Source organism: Enterococcus sulfureus ATCC 49903 (assembly GCF_000407605.1).
GTDB lineage: Bacteria > Bacillota > Bacilli > Lactobacillales > Enterococcaceae > Enterococcus_G > Enterococcus_G sulfureus.
Genome location: NZ_ASWO01000001.1, coordinates 472398 through 495434 on the forward strand (window position 1 = coordinate 472398; position 23037 = coordinate 495434).

Consider the following 23037-nt stretch of genomic DNA (forward strand, 5'->3'; position numbering starts at 1 on the left):
ACACAAATATCATTTATCAACTTATATGATACTGTATAACATAATATATTAAAATAAAAATAAGACTATATGATTATTCATAAAGTCTTATTTTAAATAATATTTAAATAACATCCTATTAACTAAGATGATTATAAATAATAAAATTAAAATAACGATATAATTTATTTTATAAACTGTTGACTGTTCTTTTTGATAATTCGTCACTTTTTGCAGCTGTTTGTTTTGATGTTTGAGAGTTAACTGTTCAACGTTTGTTTCTGGATATGCACGAATCACAAATCGTTGACTCGTCACTACAGGTGTCGGACATGTAAATACAGTTAAAACTGGCGTGTCACTCGATTCTAAGATAGTTAGGTCTTGTTCATCGATCAAAAAAATATCACTGATTCGATACGTGCGTACTTCATCCAGATATGACACTATAATTTCTTGTCCAACACGTGCATTTGTCACCAATTGGCCAAACAAAAGTTGCTCTAGACCTAAATGATGACCAAAAATCACCATATTTTCTTTGGCTAATGTTCGTGTAGGAAACATGACGACACCACCATAAAATAAATTTTGGTTCGTCATGCCTACATAAAGTGGTTGGATCCAATCTAGTTCCGGGATTTGGATCGTTCCATACATGGTCAACTCTTTAGGTCCAATCTGTTTAAGACTATCTTGAAGTGATAAAGAATGGATTTTTTCTTCTATTGGATATGCCTCAGGTAATTCATTTGCATATTCTATAATCGCTTGATGATTGATTTGTTGACTAATTACTTTATCTTTCCATAATGGATACGTCAAAAGAACTAGACTAATGATCAATAACCCATCTATCAATAATTCAAGCGCTACATATTGATTATTTTTTTGCTTCTTCTTCATCCTTTTGCTTCTTTCGTTTCCAAATTAAGAAAAGAATAAGGAGGGCAATAATCAATAGAAGTAATCCAATGATCCAATATAACCAATTCGTATCACTTTTTTCAATCGTGACGTCTTGTTTATTGTATTTTTTAGCGGTTTCTCCACTGATTGAAAAATCTTTATCAAATTCCCATTGATTTGCAAATTTTGCAGTTTCTCCATTTTTAGTTTCTACTGAAATGGTCCCATCACTACTTTTATTTCCATAAGCGATCAAGTGTAAATGATAATTTCCTGGCTCCAAACGTTGACCATTCAAGGCAACAGGATATGAAAAATTAGAGTTAGGTGCCATCTGCAATCCTTCAGCATCGATCGTATAGTTTAGATCAGGATTGTCTTTATTTGTAATTTCACCTACTAATTTCAACTGATTCAAATAGCGTGCAACTGGATTTTGCAACTGGATATCAATCACATTTCGTGCATTGACTTGATTGGCTTCTACATTCATTAGATTCAACTTTGGTTCTACAAGATTCGCATTTTCTCTCATCAATAATGCAATGACATAAGAATATTCATTTTTGATTGCTAATCCTTTATCATTAGACGTTTCTTTCTTTTCTGTTTGTTTTTCTTTAAACGTTATTCCACCTGCTATCACTCCGTCAAATGTTTCTTTTGGCATGTGGATCTCAACAGGAACTTCAACTACACTTTTAGCTGGAATGGTAATTTCTTGTTCAATGTTCGCATATTCTTTTAAATTAAATGCTAACGTTTCATCAGGTTCAATCGCATTTTGACTATATTCAACTACCCCATTTAAGTTGGTTGTCGCACTATTGATTCCGGCTTCGATCACTACTTCTTTATCGGTATCATTTTTTAGTTGAATCTTTAGTGTCTGCTTTTGATCGGGAGATAATTTTAAATCAAAATAAGATTTATCTTTGTCTATTTGGTTATCTGGTATAACTGGATTTACTGCAAAGTTAAATTCAGATGCGTGAACGAATGTCGAGATCCCTAAAAACAGCAGGGCGATACCTAGCGTATATATAACTTTTATTCTTCTCATGATGATTCTCTCCTATTATGTAAAGGAAAAGGAAGTATTCCTTTTCCTATGCTTTTGCTTATGTGGCTACAGTTGTTTAGTTTTCTGGAATCTCCGACAATGTCCAAGTAAACGTTGTTGTATACTGTGTAGCATATTTCGTGGTTGATCCTGGAACTTCTAAAGCAATACTTTTTGCAGCAGTTTCAGCATCTGATCCCCAAGCATGTAGATAGGTCCCAGCTCCTCCGCCTTTTTCTGCATTCATTACAATCGATTCAGCACCATAATTTTCTGAATCTGGCGTATCTGATGCTGGAGTCAATTCGATGATTTCCTTTCCTACTGGTTTAGTTGAACTTGAATTTGTCACTACATTCCCTTGATTTAATGTAATTTTAGCACCAACTAACTCTTTTCCATCTGTATTTTTAAATTGACCATTTTGTTTTACTTTTAAAACCCAACCTTTTTCTGTCCCTCTATTATCCGTGACTTGAACATAGTTTGGCCCCTCAGTTGCCGTTCCATCTTTTGTCGTATATTTTTGTGTTGCAGCATAATATGTTTCTGTTGTAGAAGTAATTTTTTGTTCACCAAATTGTAAACTAGAGGCAAAATCAATGGATAACGGACCAGCAGTTCCTGGTGTTACCTCGCCTGGGTTTCCATTTTCATCTGGATTCGTTGGATCGGTTGGTGTGATTGGATTTTCTGGATTTAATGGATCAACTGGTTTCGTTGGATCCGTATTCGCGGTAAACGTTACCGCACCATTTGAAGTATACACTGCTCCTGTTTCTTCCGCTAAAGCAACTGCAGGTAATAACATCGCACTTAGCATCAAACCTGCCAACATATATTTTTTCATGTTCATGATTATTCCCCCTGTTCGTTTCCTGGTACATCTGTCAACGTCCATGTCAACGTTGTTGTATAAGACACGGCATCTTTCGGTGTTTTTCCTGGTACAGTCAACGCAATCGCTTTTGTGATCGCTGCTTCTACATCCTTGTTATCCGCATCTTTTTCAGTTACTGTCTCAACTGTCCCAAATGCGTCTACCCATGTTCCTGCACCAGCATCTTTAACAGCTTGCATGACTCGTGATTCTGCCCCACTTGGATCAAGTGTGATTTCATCTTGTGCAGTTGGCGATGTAACACCGACTGTAGCTGATTTTACTGTAGGTTCTGTAAGTTTGATCTCTGAACCTGTCAATTCTTTGTTTAATGTATTCTCATTTTTAAATTGACCATTTTGTTTTAATGTCAATGTCCAACCCGCGTTCGATCCACGATTATCTGAAATCTGAACGTAGTTTGGTGTGATCAATCCTTCTTCTTTATATTTTTGAGCACGTGCATAGTATGTTTGTGTTTTATTTGAAATTTTATTTAAACCAAAATCAAAACTTGATGCAAAGTCGATCGATAACGGACCTTTTGTCCCAGGTGTTGGATCTGTACCATCAGGATTCGTTGGATTTACTGGTTTATCTGGATCAGGATTTGTTGGATCAACCGGATTTGTCGGGTCTGTACTTGGCATAAAGGTCACCGTTCCATCCGTTGTATATGCTCCTCCATCTTCTGCAAAGACTAATTGCGAACTAAATAATGTTATCCCCATTCCTAAACAAAGTACGATTGCTTTTTTCATGTTGTCTTCCTCCTTAAATTTAACTATTCATTTACTGGTTTACTTGCTAATGTCCAAGTCAATGTTGTCGTATATTCTTTTGCTAATTTGATCGACTTTCCTGGGATACTTAATTTGACACTTTTATCCCCCGTCGTCTCATCACCAAGTCGATATAGCCAAGTTCCCATTCCTTGTTTTTCAGCAGCCGTCATGATCGTTGTTTCCGTGCCTGGCACTAGAACTGTTTCTGTTGCTCCAGCATTGATTGTAGGTTTATATTGTTCATCTACAGCTGAAACTGCTGTAGCATTAGCAAAACTAATCGCGGCACCGTCTAATGTTTCAGCTGCTGCCGTTTTAAATTGCGCCTCCTGTTTCACTGATAACGACCACCCAAGTTGTGTTCCTCTTTTGTCTGTGACTTGAACATAGTTAGGACCTGTGGATAGATCTGTTGCACCTTGTTTTTTATAGCTTTGTAAAGCTGCGTAATATTCTTCGTTTGTTGTAGTTATTTTTTGTGTACCAAATAGAAAATCTGATGCAAAATCAAGCGATAATGGTCCAGGAGTCCCTTTATCTGGATCTACTTCATTTCCATCTGGATCCGTTGGTGTAACTGGATTGTCTGGATTTAATGGATCAACTGGTTTTGTTTGTGAAGTATCCTCTTCAAAGGTAATACTCCCTTGAGACGGATACACTGCATCCTCAGCGTGCACGCTCAATGTATGCACACCTCCCCCTAGAATCAACATACTACTGAATAAAATAACCTTTTTTTTCATTTCATTTCCTCCTTTTGTTTCATTTGATAAAGCATCCCAAAAACTCCTAATAATAATGAAAACCCTATAACTGAAACTGTATATCCTACGTCACTACCTGTGGAAGGTAAAATACCAAAACCATCCGAGTTAACTTGCTGATTTCCAATACTTGGTGTTGTCTGATTTGGCGTTGTTGGATTCGGTTTGGAATCTGGTATCGACGAACTTGAAGAACTTGTTTCCGGCTCATACACCCCGTAGAAACCTGCTTGGCCAGTTGTAGAATAGTCATTACTTTCTGCAAATACACGAATTGGAATGCATAAGATCAATAGAGTGAGTATTCCTATATAGATTCGTTTCATCTCACAATCCTCCTAATCATTTCCTGGTGCGTCTACAAGTGACCAAACTAAAGTACCTTCATACGAGCCTTTCTTTTGTTGCTCCACTGGAACAGTAAGTTGTAGCCCTTTTTTATTTTGCGCTGACCAATCGGTATTGATCTCGTATGTTTTATCTTCTGGATTTTCTATTCCAAAAATCGGGATCGCCCCTTGATTGATCTCGAAGATTGATGTTTGATCTTGGTAAAATAAGACACTTTCGAGTTGATCTTTATCATTGGTTTTATTCGTCAAAGGTTGCGTTTGTGTCACCATCAATTGCCATGGAGATCGCTGCTTCCCTCTAGTATCTCGAACCACTAAATTATCGGATAAATTCGCCCAATATGTCATTGTTTTCGTTGTGACTTTTTGTGTTCCAAAATCAATATTTGCGGGCGTTTCAAGCAATTCTAAAACGCCATAGATATATACTTGTGTCTCTTTTTTGATCGTTATATCGTTGCTTTGATAGTAATAGACAGCATTCACTGTATTTGGTAATTGCTCTGCTGTAGTTTGTTGGATCGCTGAAAACGTCGCTGGATCTAATTGCGCTATCGTATCTGGCTTGGTTTCAGCGAAAATTACTGTCGCTCTTGTCAATTGATCTAAATCGCTTTGATTTTTCAACGCATTTGCTTGTAGTCTAGGAATTTGAATATCTTGTGTATAAAGCGCGACTTGTTGATCAGTTGAAATAACACTGCTATCTGGTACAACGACTAAATTTTTAGTCTGAGATAACGTATTCTCTCCGCTAGTCCCAGCTTCATATGTGATGGCATATTTTTTTGACAGTTCATTTTCTGAGAATGTTGTCGCTTGGATATCGGCTAGCTGTTCGTTTGTTAAACTTGTTTTAAAAAATGGTCGTCCTTTGGCATTCATCAATGCATCGACTTGCTCGATACTCGTCAATTGTTTCGCTTGCGTTTGTGTGACGATAACATGGCGCGCATTAAGTTCTACTTTATTGGAATACGTAACGTTGACTTGATAACTGTATTCTCCACTTGGCGAAGTCCAATCAACTGGTTGAGAACCAGGTTGTTCTTCAATTTTTGTAGCAGAATCATTTACTTTTGAAGAAGTAATCTTTCCTTCATACACCCATGAACCAGTATTTGGTCCTTCAGGTTCAAAAGTTAACTTAGGTAAGATCGCATTTGTATATGGAATGACTAACCGACCTTTTTGCACTCTAGTTTCGGCTTTCTCTGTCCCCCATGCTTGTAGTGTCAAAGGCTCATTATTTTCTTTTACTTGTGTGACATCATGAAAAATCGAACCTATTCCTTCAGCGATTCCTGGGTTAATCACCTGATAGTCAATAATGGAACCTGGAATCGCAACCCCATATCCATTCGCAGTTCCAGTGATATCATTGTCTCCAATATATGTTTTCCCACTAGCTTTTTCGATTCCTTTAAAATTACGTGGTCCAACTTTTGATGCATTTTCTTTGGTTGGATTGATCGTCAATACTTGATACCCTTTTAATTTTCCAAAATAAGTTCCCGTAATATCCAGTAGGGACGTCGTATCAGTCGTATTTTTGATCCATGTCAATCGATCCGTGTCCATATTAGGTGTTTCAAAATCAGAAAGATTGATTTTTCCTGTCCCTTGAGGAGATTCGATAGTTCCTTCATCTTTTACAGTCAATTTACCTAAAGAAAATAGATTACTCGCATTTGCGATACCTAATCCAGCATTTTTGCTTAACGAAACCGAACCAAAATTATTATAAGTCGTACTATGATTTGCTGCACTAGCACCTCTACCGTTTGCAATATTCCCTCCATTTGCAAATAACTTAATTCCATTTGTGATATTTAATTCATTGAAATTAACGATTCCTATTCCGGTAATATTAATCGGATCAGTTTGGTAGTTGTCCGTATTGTCGATATTGTTGCCAAAATTATAAGTCACTTGATTACTAGAATTGGCCACGATCGTATTGGTGAAATCATCACTAGCATTTCCACCAGATAACCCATTGATCTTACTTGCTCCTTGAATATTCGCCTCTACGCTACGCAAGATTCTACCATTTACTATATTTGAATATTGTGTCGCATACAGCGTTCCGATACTAGAACCTGTCGCCTGGATATTCATTTTTATCGAACCGCTTTTGGTATTCGCACCTGAATTTCCACCTCCATCGCCATAGATCGTCGCACCATTTAATGAATCGACTCCAGGTTTGGTAAAGATATTCAATGTGATGGTATTTTTATCTGTCGAACCTAGATTCGTATTGACATTAAATGGCCGCCCACCCGTAATGTAGGTTCCTGTCGGCAATTTAAATTCTTTTTCATAGTGGCGTAAATCAATAGTTAAACTTGTATCGCCTAAAAGTGAGCCATTATTTGTGACGCCACCTGAGAACCCATTATTTCCTGTACGTGGCGTACCTGAGAAATCGCCACCATACACGAACATTTCTCCATTTCCTGTGACAGTATGAGAACTTGCGACTCCATAAGTGGCCCCCATCGACGCATTGATTGTTCCATCATTTACCGTCACCTTAGCATTTCCGACAATTTTAGAATCATCCCAGCCTCCGCCAGTTAAAAACCAGTCAACTTGTCCATTGTTGACCGTCGAACTGCCATTTCCATAAACCCGCGCACCATTATAACCAGTACCTTCCATCGTATCGATCAAGCCACTGTTTAACGTATGAGAAGAATTGCCTTCGATCACTCCTGTAAATGATCCACCATAAGTCCAACGTGCTACGGCATTATTGATGACTAATTTCGTGTTTCCTTTGATATACATATCCCAGCGTCCATTGCGGACCGGGTCACCCCCGCCACCAACGATATCCCAGTTTGTATAATATCCTCTAGTCTTATTAGAAGTAGAATAATCTAAAGCATATGTCGGATAATTTCCCCGGTACACCATTCCGGCACCACCGGGTTTATTGTCACTATTCGCTACACCAATTTCAATACTAGTATCTCCTTCAACATAGCCTCCTCGACCTGCTGCTGTTGTATAATAAGAATCTCCACGGAGTGCACTATTGCTAACTGATCCACCAAGGATTTTAGTTGAAATATTGCCAAATACTTTAAAACTTGCTGCATTTTTAGCAAGTGCGGCACGCTGTTCAGGTGTGCTTGCGTCATAGTTTGTTTCATTACTTGCCCCCATGGAGCTTTGCGACAATACGGCGATATCATTTCCGCCACCGCCATTGACATCACCTAAGCTTCCAGCCTGATAGCCACCTGCTAATAATGTATTGTTAATCTCCCCATAAATCGTTCCTTGATAGCGATTGGCCCCTTCAAATTCTGCTTGTCCCGCGCTATATTGACTGGTGTCTAGATTCGTTTGAATCGCTACTTGATTTCCAGGAGTTCCAATATCTCCATAATTGGAGCCACCAGTAAAACGACGAGAATTTGTCGTCCATCGTCCATATCCTACAAGCGTATTCGAGATCCCCTTTTGAATATTTCCGTAATTCACACCCCCTACATAATCGGTTAAACGAAATCCGGTTGTCTTATCTTCAATATTAAATTCACTTGTGACTTTTCCTGTAACGTTTGCCGGATTAGATGCATTCGTTCCGTATCCCCCACCGTAATAAGTCCCTAAAGTTCCATTCAAATTAGAAATTTTAGTCGTTACATTTCCATCGACTGTTCCGACACGAGCTCCACCGTAGATCCCAGCAATATTTCCACTTGTTTGATTGACTACAATCATCGAATTTCCTGTAAGTGTCCCGCCGTTATAATTTCCACCGTAATAATTCCAAGTTCCACTTCCAGTCGTATTGATCGTCAATGTCGGATTTCCTGTAACATCGCCACTATCTGTTCCACCATAAATTGTCAATCCATTTCCATAAGCTCCACCATTTGACGTATAGTGATATCCATTTAAATAAAATGTTGTGCCTCGATAAGTCATGTTTCGAAATTGAACATGACTCCCAAAATAAGCATTTGTTGGAAATGTGATGATCTTTGCCCCAGTTGGAGCGGATTGATTCAGATTGATTGGATCATCTGACTGCGCAGTAAATGTCAGACTATTGATTTTATTCCGTAGAGCATAAAATGTTATTGTATTCACATCAGGAGTATCTGGATTCGTTTTTGCCAGTGTATTCGCTGAGAATGTCATATTCGTTCCAAAATAAAGAACGTAGTCTGCCTGATCTGCCTTTTGATACAATTCTAATAATGCTTGTTTGACACCTGCTTCTGTATTTTCATATTCCTTATATGCTTCACCTGTAGGACTCGGAATTAAAATAGTTTTGGTTTTATCCGCATCTGCAATAATCGTTGAAATCGATAAGTCACTTGTGCTTGCTCGAGAACGAGAAGGTGTCGTCTTGACAATCTGAGGCATAGTTCCTTTTGCTTGCGTCAGTTCGGTTCCACTTACTTGACTACATAGCATGGTAAAACATCCCACAAATATCCCTATCAGTACCAAGATCATGTTACGTTTTTTCATGATAGATTACTCCTCCCCAAATCGTTCCCTTACTTTCTGAATTCATCATATCACTTGTAATTTAACGAAAAGTTCAATTTTTAACTGAAATCTGGAAAAAAATGAACAAAAAAAACACCTGAAATCTGAAATAAGATTTCAAGTGTTTTATGATCAACGATTTAGATTTAAATGTTCTTTCGCATCGAATACTTGACTCAGCTCTGTTACTCGGCGTACACCAGCAAAATGCTGTTGCCAATAACTATCTTTAAAATTATGATAACCAACGCCATTACCGTTACTTCCAAACATTGTATTTTCATCAACATAAAATTCAACGTGTGAAATAAAATCAGCATCGCCATAAGTTCCTTTAAAGAAGATTAAATCTCCCGGACGAGCATCTTCTAATTTAACTGGTGTTGTCATTTGCCATTGACTTACCGTATAAGAAGGTAAAGAGATGTCCAGTTTAGCTAATCCCCATGAAACGATCCCACTACAATCGAATCCCATTGCTGGATTCTTACCACCAAACACATATTCTTGTCCTTGGAATTCATCAAGTGCCATTAAAATAGGCGAAAATTCTTGATAAACAAATGAGCTGACAATATTTCCATAGTAATAATTTCCACCATTCCAATATAAAAATTCATTGTTTGCAGCTTGTGAAAAGAAATTAGAATATTTATACGTCTTGCCTGTGGTATTTCCTAAACTAGGTGCCACAACATCTTTAGAGTATTTTTGAGCTACGCTTAAGTTATAATACCCGCCATGTGTATGGACATAGTCGATAAATCCTGGCCCATAGTTATATGCTTGCGCGATCAATTTAATATTTTTTTCGTATCCTTTATTATAGCTTGCTGCTTTTTCCACGACATTACGTAAATGTTTGACACCTTGCTGAACAGAAGCTTCTTCAGTTTGGAAGTAGTTCATCCCATGACCTGCTGATTCACTACTTTGCATGATATCTTTCGTTCCCGTACCATTTGACTCTACTTGAATAATGGCTAAAATAAGTGGTACATATTGTTCCATGCCTTGTTCTTTGGCTACTTTTGTCACCAAATCTTTCCATTGTAAGACACTATCTGATAATTTAAATTGTTTTTGTGTCATATTGTTTAAAACGTGGTCCAAATTAAATGTCGAATCTACAATTGAAGAAGATGTATACGTATTTCCAGTAGTCACAGTTGGTGTAGTATACGTATAACTAGGTGTTGTTGGACGCGCTTGTTCAATTGGTTTTACAACGATTGGACGAGGTGGTGTTTTCTCACTCAATGAAAGTGACGTCGATGTACTTACTGACATCGCATGTGCCTGTGATAAACTCATCGACTGACTCTTCTTCATTGAAGAAGAATGTGACATACTAGTTGAAGCACTTGTTGAATGTGACGTCGAATGGCTCATGCTCGTTGAATGTGACAGGCTTGTCGAATGTGACATTGAAGTGCTTGTTGAGAGTGAAGTGGATTCACTAAACGATGTCGACTGCATCACACTTGTAGACGTACTCAATTGTTCTGAAGTTTGGCTCGTACTTTGACTAGTTTGCGAAGTACTCTCAGAGGTCGATGTCGTATGACTCATACTTTGTGAAAGTGTTTGACTTTGTGATTCTTGTGTCGAGCTGACTGATGTCAGTGATTCACTTAAGCTTGATTGTGAATGTTCACTTTGTGCTGTTGAACCTGTAATCGAGGTTACTTCGCTCACGACTTGTGTGACTTCTGCTGTCGCGGTTTCACTGCCAACTGGAATAGTCGCTACATCTTGAGTTGCTAAAACGTCAGACGTATCTGATTCTTTTCCTTTAGATAGTGTCGTTTCAGTTTTTTCTTCATTGGCATAAGCTGAAATCCCAGTCCCCAATGTTCCACTCAATGCAGCTACTGTAGCGTAGAAAATTTTATTGGCATGGCTGTATTTCGGCGTATCTGTTGATTTAAATTTTTTAAAATGATTTTCTTTCAAAATAAAGCTCCTTTCTCCCTAAAAAAAGCATGATTATGTAGATATTCGCTATAGTTTATCTTTATTTTTATACAATTTATATTAAGTATAGCACGTTGAATAAAAAAGCTCCGCAATTTTTTGATTATATAACAAACGAATTTTTTGATACTCCTCTAATCTTTAGTATACGTGAAGTAACTCAAAGAAAAAGACCAAACATTTTCTAAGTTTAGATAAATGTTTGGTCTTTTTTATAGGGACTCAATCGCGTCAATTTTAACTTTCATTTCTAGATGTTGGGACAATGCTCGTCGGATCAAATTCATATCTTCTACAACAAACGAAGAAGAAATAAAACAATTTAATACTTGTTTTTGTTTATCTTCAAATAAATAGCGCGCATGTTGATTCATATGAATAATCAAATCAGGATTTTTAGTATCAAATTCAATATTATAGAAAAAGCTAAATGTTTTCTCGATGATCCGCTCTGCAATTTTCATTTCTAAGATACTATTTGTTCCTCTTACCGCTACAAAGATCGTTTCACTATTTATAGAATAATCTGTGATATATCCAATAATTTGTTCATAGGCTTGTTTTAGCATCGTAATTGGACGGACGATCATACTTGAATCATAGTGTTCTAACTTTTTCAAATACGTGGTGAGTGCTTGATTCATTGAGGGTACTCTTGCATCTAAGATTTGATAATGTGACGACCCTTTCCAATTTGGATAGATCAAATTAGACAAATGAATACTTAAAATTATCGGAAAAACATCTTGTTTTTGTTCAGAGGTGATCGGCAAGACATTTTTTTCGAATTCTTCTATTGCAAACGAAATGAAACGGTAGATCGGAGGTTGTAAAGATTGTAATTCTTCTTGTACGGTTTCACTTATTGGCAATAAATAAAAAATATCTTTTGCCAGTAAAGAACACATAAAATAAATTTTTTCAGTACAGTCTTCAAATTCTTCAGGAACCGTCAAAATATTTTGCTCGACTAGTCCATAGAAAAAATCAATATTTTTGATAATGCCTTCATTCAATGAAATACAATAGCCGTTTTGAATCCGGATCCATTGTATCGCCAGATCATACTTCATGATTTTTAACATATCCGCATTGATAAAGTAATCTTGATCCATTCTTTCAACTTCATCAATCCGTAATGCACGCAGCAGGTGTTCTTCCATCAAAGATTCTTCAAACTCGTCAAATGGCCATGGACAGGCAACGAATAGATCGATCAACTGATCTCTAGCCACACGCCGAATCACAGCTTCTTCTCCATGTAAGCATAAATCTCCATTGTTTGATTTGATCGTCAAATTGTAGGGTTTAAAAATTAATTTTAATTGGCGAAATCTTCGTTTAAAAGTGGACTCAGATAAATAAAATTCGTCTAAAAATTCTTCTTTATTTACTTGATTGCCTAATAACAAACGCACGCTTAATTGGATGATCGAACAATTTTGAACAATAAAGTTACGCAAATGAAGATATTGATAAATATCATGTACTTGCCAAATAAATTTATTTTTATTTACAAATTTCAGTTCGAGTTTCGTACTATTTGTCATTTCAATATAATTCGAAATTTGATTCAAATAATTCATTACAGTTATTTTTGATAAGTTAGTACGCTCTGAAAGCAACTTGACATCGATTTCATCAGGCATTTCTTCCAAACAATCCAAAATAATAATAATTTTTTTGATATCCGGATCATATAAGTCAAATAATTCATTTTTCATTTTCAATCGCTTCCTAACTTGGGTAAAACAAATACAACAATACAACATTTCTTTTTTGTCAAGTAATTTTAAATTAAAAAACTCCCTTTATATATTTATATTATAGCTAAATTTTAGAACAACTTCAATTTATTTGTAAGATTATTGGTGTTATCTTAATATTCAAAAAAATGTACATTATCATTTTAGATAATGTACATTTTCTCTTAATTATTTTGTAGGATAACCGTAACAGCGGCTGCTCCAATAATTAAAACCAATCCAATAATAGTGACGATCATTTCTTTTTTTGTTTTTCGTTGACCTAAAAACCAAATCCCTGTCAAAGTAGCTAATACGACTGAAGTTTGCGACAAGATAAAACCTGTAGCTAAACCATTCATATCTGGTTGCGCGGAAATCAAATACGTCAATGCTGCAAAAGCAAAGAAAAATCCTGAAATACTTTGTTTATACGAAACGCTCTCCATAAAGGCAGATTTTTGTTTGTCTTTGATTGATAAAAACAAAGTGTAAAGTACAGCTACTAATAACATACCAATCGCTTGTGGTAAAAAGGCATCCATACGATTGATATCCGTTGCTTGTGGTGCTGCAGAGTATGCCCAGTACCCAATTTCACCGATCAATAATAACAATACAGCTTTTTTCAATGCATGACTATCCGCATGCGTTTTTTTCTCAGACCAAACGGTTAGATACGCACCTAAAATGATCACTACTAAAGCAAGTGCTCCAATGATACGAGCAGATGTCGTCGGCCATTCTCCAAGAGCAAATACGCCCCATAAAGATGCACCTAATAATTGAAATGCAGTTGTGACCGGCATCGCACGAGAGGACCCAACCAATTCAAATGAGCGGAACGTAATAATTTGTGCAGCTGCCCAACCCACACCAGATAAGATAGAAAAGACCAAATTCATTCCAGTTGGGAAACTTGTTCCTTTGATCAAGGCAAAAACGATGGCAAAAATCAATGTTCCAATTGTAGAACCTAAAATTTGGTTAACTGGACGCCCACCAATTTTAGATGCGATCGTTGGATATAACCCCCATCCTAATAATGGACCCAAACCGATCAGTAGTGCTAGTGTATTCATTTAAAAACTTCCTCCTCTAAAATACGACGCCACTTTCTAGCAAAATATTTGCATAAGGTGTCATTTCTCCTGTTCGAACAAATGCTGGTACAGTGTTTAAGCGCTCTTTCATTTGTTCATGCGCAATAAAAACAAATTCAACTTCTGGTAACAAAAGGTGTAACTCATGTAATACTTGTGGATTTTCTTGTTTTATCTCTTCTGCCAAAAAAACTCGTTGTACTTCTAATTCCGTCAATACATTTTCAACAACTTCAATAAAACTAGGTGTCCCATTCGTCAGTGCAAGATCGATTTTTTCTGTTTGCATAGGTACAGGCATTCCGGCATCTCCAATGGCTAAACAATCAAAGTGTCCCATTTGGCTAATCACTCTTGATAGATCCGAGTTGATCACTTTAGTTTTTTTCATTTGTTTGCCTCCTCGATTTCTTCTTTAAATGGAATCGAAGGTTGAGCACCAAAACGTTGGACCGCAATCGACGAAGCCAAATTTCCATACCGAATCGCCTCTACAAAGTTACTTAAGTCTGGACGCAATTGACTAGCAAAAGCACCTATAAATGTATCTCCTGCTGCAGTTGTATCAACCGCTTTCACTTTAAAGGCATCCACGATCCCAGTTTCTTTACCTGTCGAATAAAACGCGCCCTTACTTCCTAGTGTGATGATCACGATTTTTACACCCAAATGATGAAAATAATCCGCTGCTTGCTTCATACTTTGCTCATCAGTAATCGTAATAGTTGTTAAAATTTGTGTTTCTGTCTCATTAGGTACGATGATATCAGTTGCACGCAATAACTCTTCTGGCGCTTGTAATGCAGGTGCGGGATTCAAGATAGTACATACATCAGATTTTCGAGCAATTAAAAAAGCTTCCAACGTACTGTCTATAGGACTTTCAAATTGCGCAATCACACATTGACTGTCCGTAATCAATTGCTGATTTTTTTGGATATCTTGTTTAGAAAAAGCATTATTGGCACCACTATGAATCATTATACTATTTTCTCCAGCTTCATCAACTGTTATAAATGCTTGACCGGTCCGTTTGTTTTCTAATTCTTTGATTCCTGACACATCGATTTCTTCTTGTTTTAATAAATCTAACATCACTTGACCTGCTGCATCATCACCAATCGCACCAATAAAATGCGTACTTGCTCCTGAACGTTTCGCTGAGACTGCTTGATTTGCACCTTTTCCGCCACCTGCAGTATACATCTCTTTTGTATGGATTGTCTCTCCTGGTTTTGGCATATACGCTACACGAAGATTTGTATCTAAATTAATACTACCAACAACTGTAATCGGATTCATTTTTAGTCAACTTCTTTCGTTAGAATAATATTTCTCGTGATTTTTCGAAAATTAAAACGTTTTAATTCCACACCAAAAATATAGCACACCTTGAAAGCTATTTCAAGGGTGCTGTAGAAGTTCTTTTAATTAGTTCAACAGGCAATAAAATCTCTTCCCATTTTTTAGTTGGTTCATCGATTCGCTTGATCAACAACTGTGCAGATAATTGCCCGATTTTAGTGATCGGTTGCGCTATGGTCGTTAATTGTGGGGTCACATAGGTACACATTTCAACATTATCATACCCGATCACACTATAATCTTCCGGAATTTTCTTTCCACATGCAGCTAAGCCAGCATATATTCCAAATGCAAGTTCATCGTTTGCTGCAAAAATAGCCGTCGCTTTACTTGTTAAAATGCTCAACACCGCTTCTTCTCCACCCGCTTTTGTTAAAGGTGCATGTATAACCTTGATATGATTAGATTCAAAAATAGAATATAGACCGAATAAGCGTTGTTGGATATTGCTAGGGGCATTTTGAGGGATAACAATTGCGATTTCTTGATGTCCTAATTCGTATAAGTGCATTCCTGCTAATTGACCACCTACAAAATCGTCAGTGACAACTGCATCACTAAATCCTTCTTCTTTTTTTTGATCGATAATGATAAATGGCTTTTCTTTTTTCCTTAAATGTTCATTGATTTCTTGATCAGATATAGCAGAATTAGCAATAATAAAACCGTCGACACCACGTCTGGTCAATTCATTTAAATACGTGCGTTCCTTTTCTTCTTCTAAATCTGCATTACATAAAAGAGTCATAAATCCTGCTTTATATAATTCGCGCTCAATACCACGAATCAATGTATTAAAAAAAGGATTGGTCACATCTGGAACCAATACACCAATCGTCTTACTTTTCTTCATAACCATTCTTCTCGCAAAATAATCAGGTTCATAATTTAATTTTTGTTTAGCGGCTAGTACCTTTGCGACTGTATTTTTATGAAATTTTTCTTCATGACCATTTAAAATTTGGGATACTGTAGCAATCGATACTTCTGAAAGTTTTGCTACTTCTTTGATCGTAACTTTTTTCTTTTTCATTGCCTACACCTCCACCACATCTCTATACTTAATTTTACCATGATTTCAAAAAAGTAAAAGCCCTTTCATAAAGAACGTGACGAATTTTATGTATAAAAAAACAGCAATATTTGCATATTGCTGTTTTAGTTATTCTTTCGTATCATAGACAATCGTAACCGGACCATCGTTAAGTAATTCCACTGCCATATCCGCCCCAAATTCGCCAGTTTCAACTGTGATCCCTTGTTCGATCAACAATGTATTGAATTGTTCATATAAAGGTTTTGCGATTTCAGGTCGTGCTGCTTTAATAAAACTTGGTCGATTGCCTTTTTTTGTTTGAGCATATAGAGTAAACTGTGAAATACTCAAAATTGCTCCAGAGATGTCTTGAATACTCAAATTCATTTTTCCATCTTCATCTTCAAATACACGTAATTGCGCAATTTTTTTTGCCAGATACTGCGCATCTTCTAGCGTATCCTCTTCATGGACTCCAAGTAAGATCATAAATCCTTGTTCGATTTGTCCACTGATTGTGTCTTTGATTGTGACACGTGCATGTTTTACGCGTTGAACAACTGCTCTCATCGTTATCCTCGCAATCGACGTACGCTATACACGTCAGGTACTTGTTTAATTTTTTCTACAATTGAGCGTAGATGAGATAAGTTTTGAATACTTACCGTAATTTTGATTGTTGCCGTTTTTTCTTTATTGCTCTTTGCTTCCACACCAACAAGACGTTTGGACATCGAACTTACCGTTTGTAAAATATCATTAAGCAATCCGGCACGGTCATACCCGTAGATTTCGATATCTGCATCGTATTCTTTATTCGCATTATCTGTATCTTCCCACTCAACTTCGATCGTACGATCTGCCAAGTCTTCAGCATGTAGCACATTTGGACAGTCTGCACGGTGAATCGAAATGCCGCGACCTTTCGTGATGTATCCTACGATTGGATCGCCTGGAACTGGATTACAACAACGACTGATCCGTACTAATAGATTGTCCACACCTTGAATTACAATTCCACCTTCATGGCGAACTTTCATTTTCTCCGGTTCTTTTTTGACAGGTTGTGTGAGTAAATCTTGCACTTGTTGTTTTTGTTTTTCGATTTCTCGTTCTTTACGTTCTTCTTCTGTTAACCGGTTAGCTAAAGTGGTCGGACTAACTTCACCAAATCCTACTGCAGCAAACAGATCATCATCGCTTTGGTAGTTAAACTTTTGCAAGGCCTCTTGTAACTTCGCTTTGGTCAAGCATTCTTTAGGGACAAAGCCCATATCATTCAAGGTTTTGACCAACATATCGTGCCCTTTTGCAATATTCTCATCACGATCTTGTGTTTTAAAGAAACGCTTGATTTTATTTTTCGCTTTACTTGTGCGGACCAATTTGATCCAATCACGACTTGGTCCAAATGAATTTGGAGAGGTCATAATTTCGACGATATCACCATTTTTCAACTTATAATCCAGTTGTACCATTTTACCGTTGACCTTGGCACCGACTGTTTTATTTCCAATATCGGTATGGATGTTGTACGCAAAATCAAGCGGTCCCGATCCTTGAGGTAATTCTGACACATCTCCATTAGGTGTAAAGACATATACCTTATCACTAAAGATATCGCCTTTGACCCCTTCCATAAAATCAGAAGCATCAAAGCTTTCATCTTGTAACTCCAAGATTTCTTTGAACCAGCCTACAGCCGGTGTTAAGTTATCTCCTTGGACTTTATCCGTTTTACCTTCTTTATAAGCCCAGTGTGCAGCTACCCCAAATTCAGCGATTTCATGCATTTCATGTGTTCGAATTTGGATCTCAACTGGATTTCCTTGAGGTCCAATCACGGTTGTGTGAAGCGATTGATACATATTGGCTTTTGGTACAGCAATATAATCTTTAAAGCGCCCTGGCATTGGTTTCCATTTTGTATGAATCGTACCCAACACCGCATAACAATCTTTGATCGAATCTACTAGTACACGAATCGCCAGTAGATCATAGATTTCATCGAATTGTTTTTTCTTATCGACCATTTTACGATAGATCGAATACAAATGCTTTGGACGACCATAGATTTCCGCATAAATATCTAATTCCTCTGTTGCCACTCGTAGTTCTTCTACTGTTTCTTCCACGTACGCTTCCCGCTCTGTACGTTTTGTTTTCATTAAATGAACGATTCGGTAGTATTGTTGTGGATTGATATAGCGTAACGAAGTATCTTCTAATTCCCATTTGATTCGACTGATCCCTAAACGATGCGCTAGAGGAGCATAGATTTCCAAAGTTTCTTGCGCAATTCGTCGTTGTTTATCTTCACGTAAATGTTTTAACGTGCGCATATTATGTAGACGGTCTGCCAATTTGACCATGATGACACGTAAATCTTGCGCCATCGCGATCAGCATTTTACGATGATTTTCAGCTAATTGTTCTTCATGTGATTTATACTTGATTTTCCCAAGCTTCGTCACACCATCCACTAACATGGCGACATCGGCACCAAATTCTTTCGTTAAATCTGCTAAAGTGATATCCGTATCTTCAACTACATCGTGTAAAAATCCTGTTGCAACTGTGTGGGGATCCATTTGTAACTCTGCTAAAATACCGGCAACTTGAATCGGGTGAATAATATACGGCTCACCAGATTTACGAAATTGATCGGCATGGGCTTTCGTCGCAAACTCTAACGCTTTTTGAACAAAAGCAACATGCGGTTCACTCATATATCTTGAAACAATATTTATTACTCCGGGGCCGGTCAAAATAATTTCTTTTGCCATAATTTACCCTTTCTTTCCCACAAAGGGACTGTTGTTTCATTCTCATCTTTTTACTGAAAATAAGTGTCATCATTATACAAATATTTTCATATTTTTTCAATTATACATTTAAAGATGCCATTAGCTCTGTTTGGTAACTGATTGCACTTAACGCATAAAATGGGGCAGTTTCCGCGCGTAAAATACGCGGTCCTAAACCACAGCACTGTGCACCCGCTGCTTCAAATGAAGCGATCTCTTTAGGCGAGAATCCACCTTCTGGCCCAAACAATAGTAGTAAAGAGTCCTCTTGTTTTAACTTGGTTAACGTTTGAACGAATTTCCCTTTTTCGTTTTGCTTAGCAGATTCTTCATAAGCAACTAACACATGGGTATACTGCGAAAACGTCGCGATCAGCTCTTGTTGCTGCTCATACAATCGGACTGTAGGACAGTAACTACGATGGGACTGTTCTGCTGCTTCAAGTGCGATTTTTTGCAATCGTTCTTGTTTTTTCTGTCGTTTTTTATGATCCCATTTTACTACTGAAGCTGCCGCTGGAAAAGCTTCCAGACCAAACGCACCTAGCTCTGTTGCTTTTTGAAAGATCAAATCTAGTTTATCACCTTTTGGGTAGCCACTGGCAATCGTTACTCGTACAGGTAACTCTTTTTGTTGTTCTTCTGTTCCCATTTGAATCAACTCGACAGTTTCCGGACCCACTTTTTGAATTTTTGCGACAATAACTTGATTTAAAAAAGCAAGGTAGACTTGATCTTCTTCTGTCATTCGCATTACTCGAATCATATGGTGGTATACATCACCAGAAACTTCGATCGTTTCTTGCTTTTCATACACTTTATTCAGAAAGTAGCGTTGCATCTTCTTCCTCAGCTTTCTTTAAGATAATCGCATGCCAATCTTTTTGAGTAAATATTTGTTCGACTTCAAAACCATGTTGAGCCATATTTTCAAGTACCATCGCTTTTTTCTCCGTAATGATCCCAGAGATAATCAATCGACCATCTGACTTTAATAATCGGGCTGCATCTTGAGTCAATAAGATGATAATATCTGCTAAAATATTGGCCACAATCACATCTGCTTGAATATCGACCCCATGTAAAAGGTCATTCGCTGCAACATGGACATCTTTAGCAACTGGATTCATATCCATATTTTCTTTTGCAGCTGCAACTGCAACATCGTCAAGGTCATACGCATAGACATGTTTAGCCCCAAAATATTTGCTCGCAATACTTAACACGCCTGAACCTGTCCCTACATCTAATACAGTTTCCCCTCCACGAAGCGTAACTTCTAGTGCTTGCAAGGTTAAGTTTGTTGTAGGATGAGTCCCTGTTCCAAATGCCATACCGGGATCTAATGTAATCACTTTTTCTTCCGGAGTCGGTGTGTACGTTTCCCAACTTGGTACAATTGTTAAGTAACGTGTTACCCGTACAGGATGGTAATATTTTTTCCAAGCAGTTGCCCAATTTTCTTCTGCGACTTCGCTTACGGTCAATTCATTGGTTCCGATCTCTAAACCAAATTCTGGTAAACGCGCAATTTGCATTTTAATTTCCGGTAAGATTTCTGGTAAAAAGGTCGTTTCAGGAAAATACGCCATTACGTCGGCCCCTTCTTTGACATGAACAAAGGAGTCTTTATCTAATAACTCACCGAACGCATCTGATTCAAAATTTTCGACATCTAATGCATCTTCAATAGCGACACCACTTGCTCCAGCTTCCATAAAAATATTTGAGATCGCTTCGATTGCTTCACTAGCTGTATGTACTTTTACTTCATTCCACTTCATTTTGGTTCTCCTTAATAACTTGGATACGGCAAAAAGGTTGATTTTGCTTGTTCCGATTCTTCATCTACATAACGGTCAAAAATTTCTTGGTCAAAGCTCAATTCGAATACTTCGATTTCTTCTGAAATCAAAAAGTCCATCAAATCATCTTGTCCAGTTGTTAAAATCTCTGGTAAATAGCGTACTAATGCATGGATCGTAGCTTTTGAAACGCCTTTTTTTCCTTCAAATGCAATCGTTGCTAAAAAATCTTCGGCGTCAAGTTTACTTTTTGTTTGATCATAAAAGATGATCCCATCTTCAAATTCGATGACTTCTTCTTCAGAAGTTACACCTTGTGCATCATCTAAACTAAGCTGCGTTTTATTTTCCGCAAACAAGCGAAACATCACTTCGATCGTATGATTTTTTGTATCCCAATCTATTGCGATATCATACTCACTTAATTTTTTATTTAATTGTGTATCTAAATAACTTAGCATGGTTTCTTTTGCCATAATATCCTCCAAAATCTTTTCTCTGCTCCTTACTAGTTTACCATTAAACACGCGTTTACAAAAGAAACACAATCAGTCTTTTATTAAAGAATATGCTATACTGCACCTATCTAATAAAAAGGAGTGCCCGCTTATGTATCAACCACTTGCTTATCGACTGCGACCTAAAACTTTAGAGGATATTGTCGGACAGGAACATCTCGTTGGTCCAGGAAAAATTATTCGTCGGATGGTCGAAGCAAATCTACTCTCGTCTATGATTTTATATGGGCCTCCAGGGACTGGAAAAACTAGTATCGCCAGTGCGATTGCAGGCTCGACTTCATTTGCTTTTCGCATGTTAAATGCCGCGACAGATACCAAAAAGGATCTTCAAATCGTAGCCGAAGAAGCAAAAATGAGTGGTACGGTTATTTTACTTTTGGATGAAGTCCATCGTCTAGACAAAACAAAACAAGATTTTTTATTGCCTCATTTAGAAAATGGTCGAATTATTTTAATCGGTGCAACGACCGAAAACCCTTATATCTCAATCAATCCTGCGATTCGTAGTCGAACACAAATTTTTGAAGTCCATCCTTTAACACCAGAAGCGATCGAAATGGCTCTTGATCGCGCGTTAACTGCAAAAGATGGATTTAAAGATGAGGATGTTATATTAGAACAATCTGCCAAACGTGAATTGGCTTTTGTAACAAATGGTGATCTGAGAAGTGCGCTTAATGCACTCGAACTTGCTGTTCGTTCCACACCAAAAAATGAAGACGGAACAATTCTAATTACCAAAGAAATCATTCAAGAATGTACACAGCAAAAAGGCTTTAGCCATGATAAAAACGGCGATGCACATTACGATGTGATCTCTGCTTTTCAAAAATCGATTCGCGGAAGTGATGCCGATGCGGCGTTGCATTATCTCGCACGATTGATCGAAGCTGGTGATCTAATCAGCATTTGCCGTAGACTGCTAGTGATCGGCTATGAAGATATTGGATTAGCGAATCCTGCTGCGGCTAGTCGGACACTTGATGCCGTCTTAGCAGCAGAACGACTGGGCCTTCCTGAAGCACGAATCCCGTTATCTGTAGCGGTTCTTGATCTATGTCTTTCGCCTAAATCCAATTCTGCCTATCAAAGTTTGGACCGGGCGTTACAAGATGTCAAAAATGGCAAAGCGACAACGATCCCAAATCATTTAAAAGATTCTCACTATAAAGGTGCTGCGGCATTGGGTAGAGGTCTGACATATCAATACCCACATGAATTTTCAGATGGTTGGGTCGCACAACAATATTTACCTGATCCATTAGCACATACACGTTACTATGAACCTAAATTTACTGGAAGATATGAACAGGCCTTAGCAAAACGATATGAAGAACTGCATCAAAAAAAATCTTCTTCTACTAAATAACGCTTACATTTTTTTGTGCATGTCCGTTGCCGCTTTTTCTAAATTATGA

19 protein-coding genes are annotated in these 23037 nt (G+C 37.4%); 1 reads left to right on the forward strand and 18 read right to left on the reverse strand.

Features of this window, described 5'->3' with window-relative positions:
- Nucleotides 1-87 precede the first annotated feature (87 nt).
- The 18 genes from I573_RS02170 to I573_RS02255 all read right to left on the reverse strand — a co-directional run bounded on the left by I573_RS02170 (nucleotide 88) and on the right by I573_RS02255 (nucleotide 21574).
- Complete coding sequence (locus I573_RS02170; protein ID WP_016184934.1) at nucleotides 88-885, reverse strand: class A sortase; 798 nt, start codon at nucleotides 883-885, stop codon at nucleotides 88-90.
- A complete protein-coding gene (locus tag I573_RS02175) occupies nucleotides 863-1951 on the reverse strand; it encodes a WxLIP family cell surface protein (protein ID WP_016184935.1) in 1089 nt (362 codons plus the stop codon). The genes I573_RS02170 and I573_RS02175 overlap by 23 nt, the downstream gene beginning before the upstream one ends.
- 76 nt (nucleotides 1952-2027) lie before the next feature.
- On the reverse strand, nucleotides 2028-2801 hold the full coding sequence (locus tag I573_RS02180) for a WxL domain-containing protein (RefSeq protein WP_211213389.1): 774 nt from the start codon (nucleotides 2799-2801) through the stop codon (nucleotides 2028-2030).
- Between the two features lie 8 nt (nucleotides 2802-2809).
- The gene (locus I573_RS02185) at nucleotides 2810-3592 is read right to left on the reverse strand and encodes a WxL domain-containing protein (RefSeq protein ID WP_016184937.1); all 783 of its coding nucleotides are present in this window, start codon (nucleotides 3590-3592) and stop codon (nucleotides 2810-2812) included.
- Between the two features lie 23 nt (nucleotides 3593-3615).
- Nucleotides 3616-4362, reverse strand: a complete 747-nt coding sequence (locus I573_RS02190) for a WxL domain-containing protein (protein ID WP_016184938.1) — start codon at nucleotides 4360-4362, stop codon at nucleotides 3616-3618.
- Nucleotides 4359-4709, reverse strand: coding sequence for an EF2685/EF0750 family sortase-dependent surface protein (locus I573_RS02195; protein WP_016184939.1), 351 nt, complete (start codon nucleotides 4707-4709; stop codon nucleotides 4359-4361). Before I573_RS02195 ends, I573_RS02190 begins: the two co-directional genes overlap by 4 nt.
- Before the next feature lie 12 nt (nucleotides 4710-4721).
- Nucleotides 4722-9239, reverse strand: a complete 4518-nt coding sequence (locus tag I573_RS02200; protein WP_016184940.1) for a WxL domain-containing protein — start codon at nucleotides 9237-9239, stop codon at nucleotides 4722-4724.
- Nucleotides 9240-9392: 153 nt separating this feature from the next.
- Nucleotides 9393-11216 carry a bifunctional lytic transglycosylase/C40 family peptidase gene (locus I573_RS02205; RefSeq protein ID WP_016184941.1) on the reverse strand — a complete coding sequence of 608 codons (1824 nt, stop codon included), beginning with the start codon at nucleotides 11214-11216 and terminating at the stop codon, nucleotides 9393-9395.
- Nucleotides 11217-11449: 233 nt separating this feature from the next.
- Nucleotides 11450-12961, reverse strand: a complete 1512-nt coding sequence (locus tag I573_RS02210) for a helix-turn-helix domain-containing protein (protein ID WP_016184942.1) — start codon at nucleotides 12959-12961, stop codon at nucleotides 11450-11452.
- A gap of 206 nt (nucleotides 12962-13167) precedes the next feature.
- Complete coding sequence (gene rbsU / locus I573_RS02215) at nucleotides 13168-14064, reverse strand: ribose/proton symporter RbsU (protein ID WP_016184943.1); 897 nt, start codon at nucleotides 14062-14064, stop codon at nucleotides 13168-13170.
- A 16-nt stretch (nucleotides 14065-14080) separates the two neighbouring features.
- Nucleotides 14081-14476, reverse strand: coding sequence for a D-ribose pyranase (gene rbsD / locus I573_RS02220; protein WP_016184944.1), 396 nt, complete (start codon nucleotides 14474-14476; stop codon nucleotides 14081-14083).
- The gene (gene rbsK / locus I573_RS02225; protein WP_016184945.1) at nucleotides 14473-15387 is read right to left on the reverse strand and encodes a ribokinase; all 915 of its coding nucleotides are present in this window, start codon (nucleotides 15385-15387) and stop codon (nucleotides 14473-14475) included. The genes rbsD and rbsK overlap by 4 nt, the downstream gene beginning before the upstream one ends.
- A 97-nt stretch (nucleotides 15388-15484) precedes the next feature.
- Nucleotides 15485-16483 carry a ribose utilization transcriptional repressor RbsR gene (rbsR, locus tag I573_RS02230; protein WP_016184946.1) on the reverse strand — a complete coding sequence of 333 codons (999 nt, stop codon included), beginning with the start codon at nucleotides 16481-16483 and terminating at the stop codon, nucleotides 15485-15487.
- Nucleotides 16484-16612: 129 nt separating this feature from the next.
- Nucleotides 16613-17056: a D-aminoacyl-tRNA deacylase gene (gene dtd / locus I573_RS02235; RefSeq protein ID WP_016184947.1), complete on the reverse strand. Its 444-nt coding sequence runs from the start codon at nucleotides 17054-17056 to the stop codon at nucleotides 16613-16615.
- Nucleotides 17057-17058: 2 nt separating this feature from the next.
- Nucleotides 17059-19272, reverse strand: a complete 2214-nt coding sequence (locus tag I573_RS02240) for a RelA/SpoT family protein (protein WP_016184948.1) — start codon at nucleotides 19270-19272, stop codon at nucleotides 17059-17061.
- A 100-nt stretch (nucleotides 19273-19372) separates the two neighbouring features.
- Nucleotides 19373-20134, reverse strand: a complete 762-nt coding sequence (locus I573_RS02245) for a 16S rRNA (uracil(1498)-N(3))-methyltransferase (protein ID WP_016184949.1) — start codon at nucleotides 20132-20134, stop codon at nucleotides 19373-19375.
- Entirely contained in the window at nucleotides 20112-21077 is a 966-nt protein-coding gene (gene prmA / locus I573_RS02250; RefSeq protein WP_016184950.1) for a 50S ribosomal protein L11 methyltransferase, read from the reverse strand. The genes I573_RS02245 and prmA overlap by 23 nt, the downstream gene beginning before the upstream one ends.
- Nucleotides 21078-21088: 11 nt before the next feature.
- Complete coding sequence (locus tag I573_RS02255; protein ID WP_016184951.1) at nucleotides 21089-21574, reverse strand: DUF3013 family protein; 486 nt, start codon at nucleotides 21572-21574, stop codon at nucleotides 21089-21091.
- 133 nt (nucleotides 21575-21707) lie between these two features.
- Here I573_RS02255 and I573_RS02260 point away from each other — a divergent pair, with 133 nt between their 5' ends.
- Complete coding sequence (locus tag I573_RS02260; protein WP_016184952.1) at nucleotides 21708-22988, forward strand: replication-associated recombination protein A; 1281 nt, start codon at nucleotides 21708-21710, stop codon at nucleotides 22986-22988.
- Nucleotides 22989-23037: the final 49 nt, after the last annotated feature.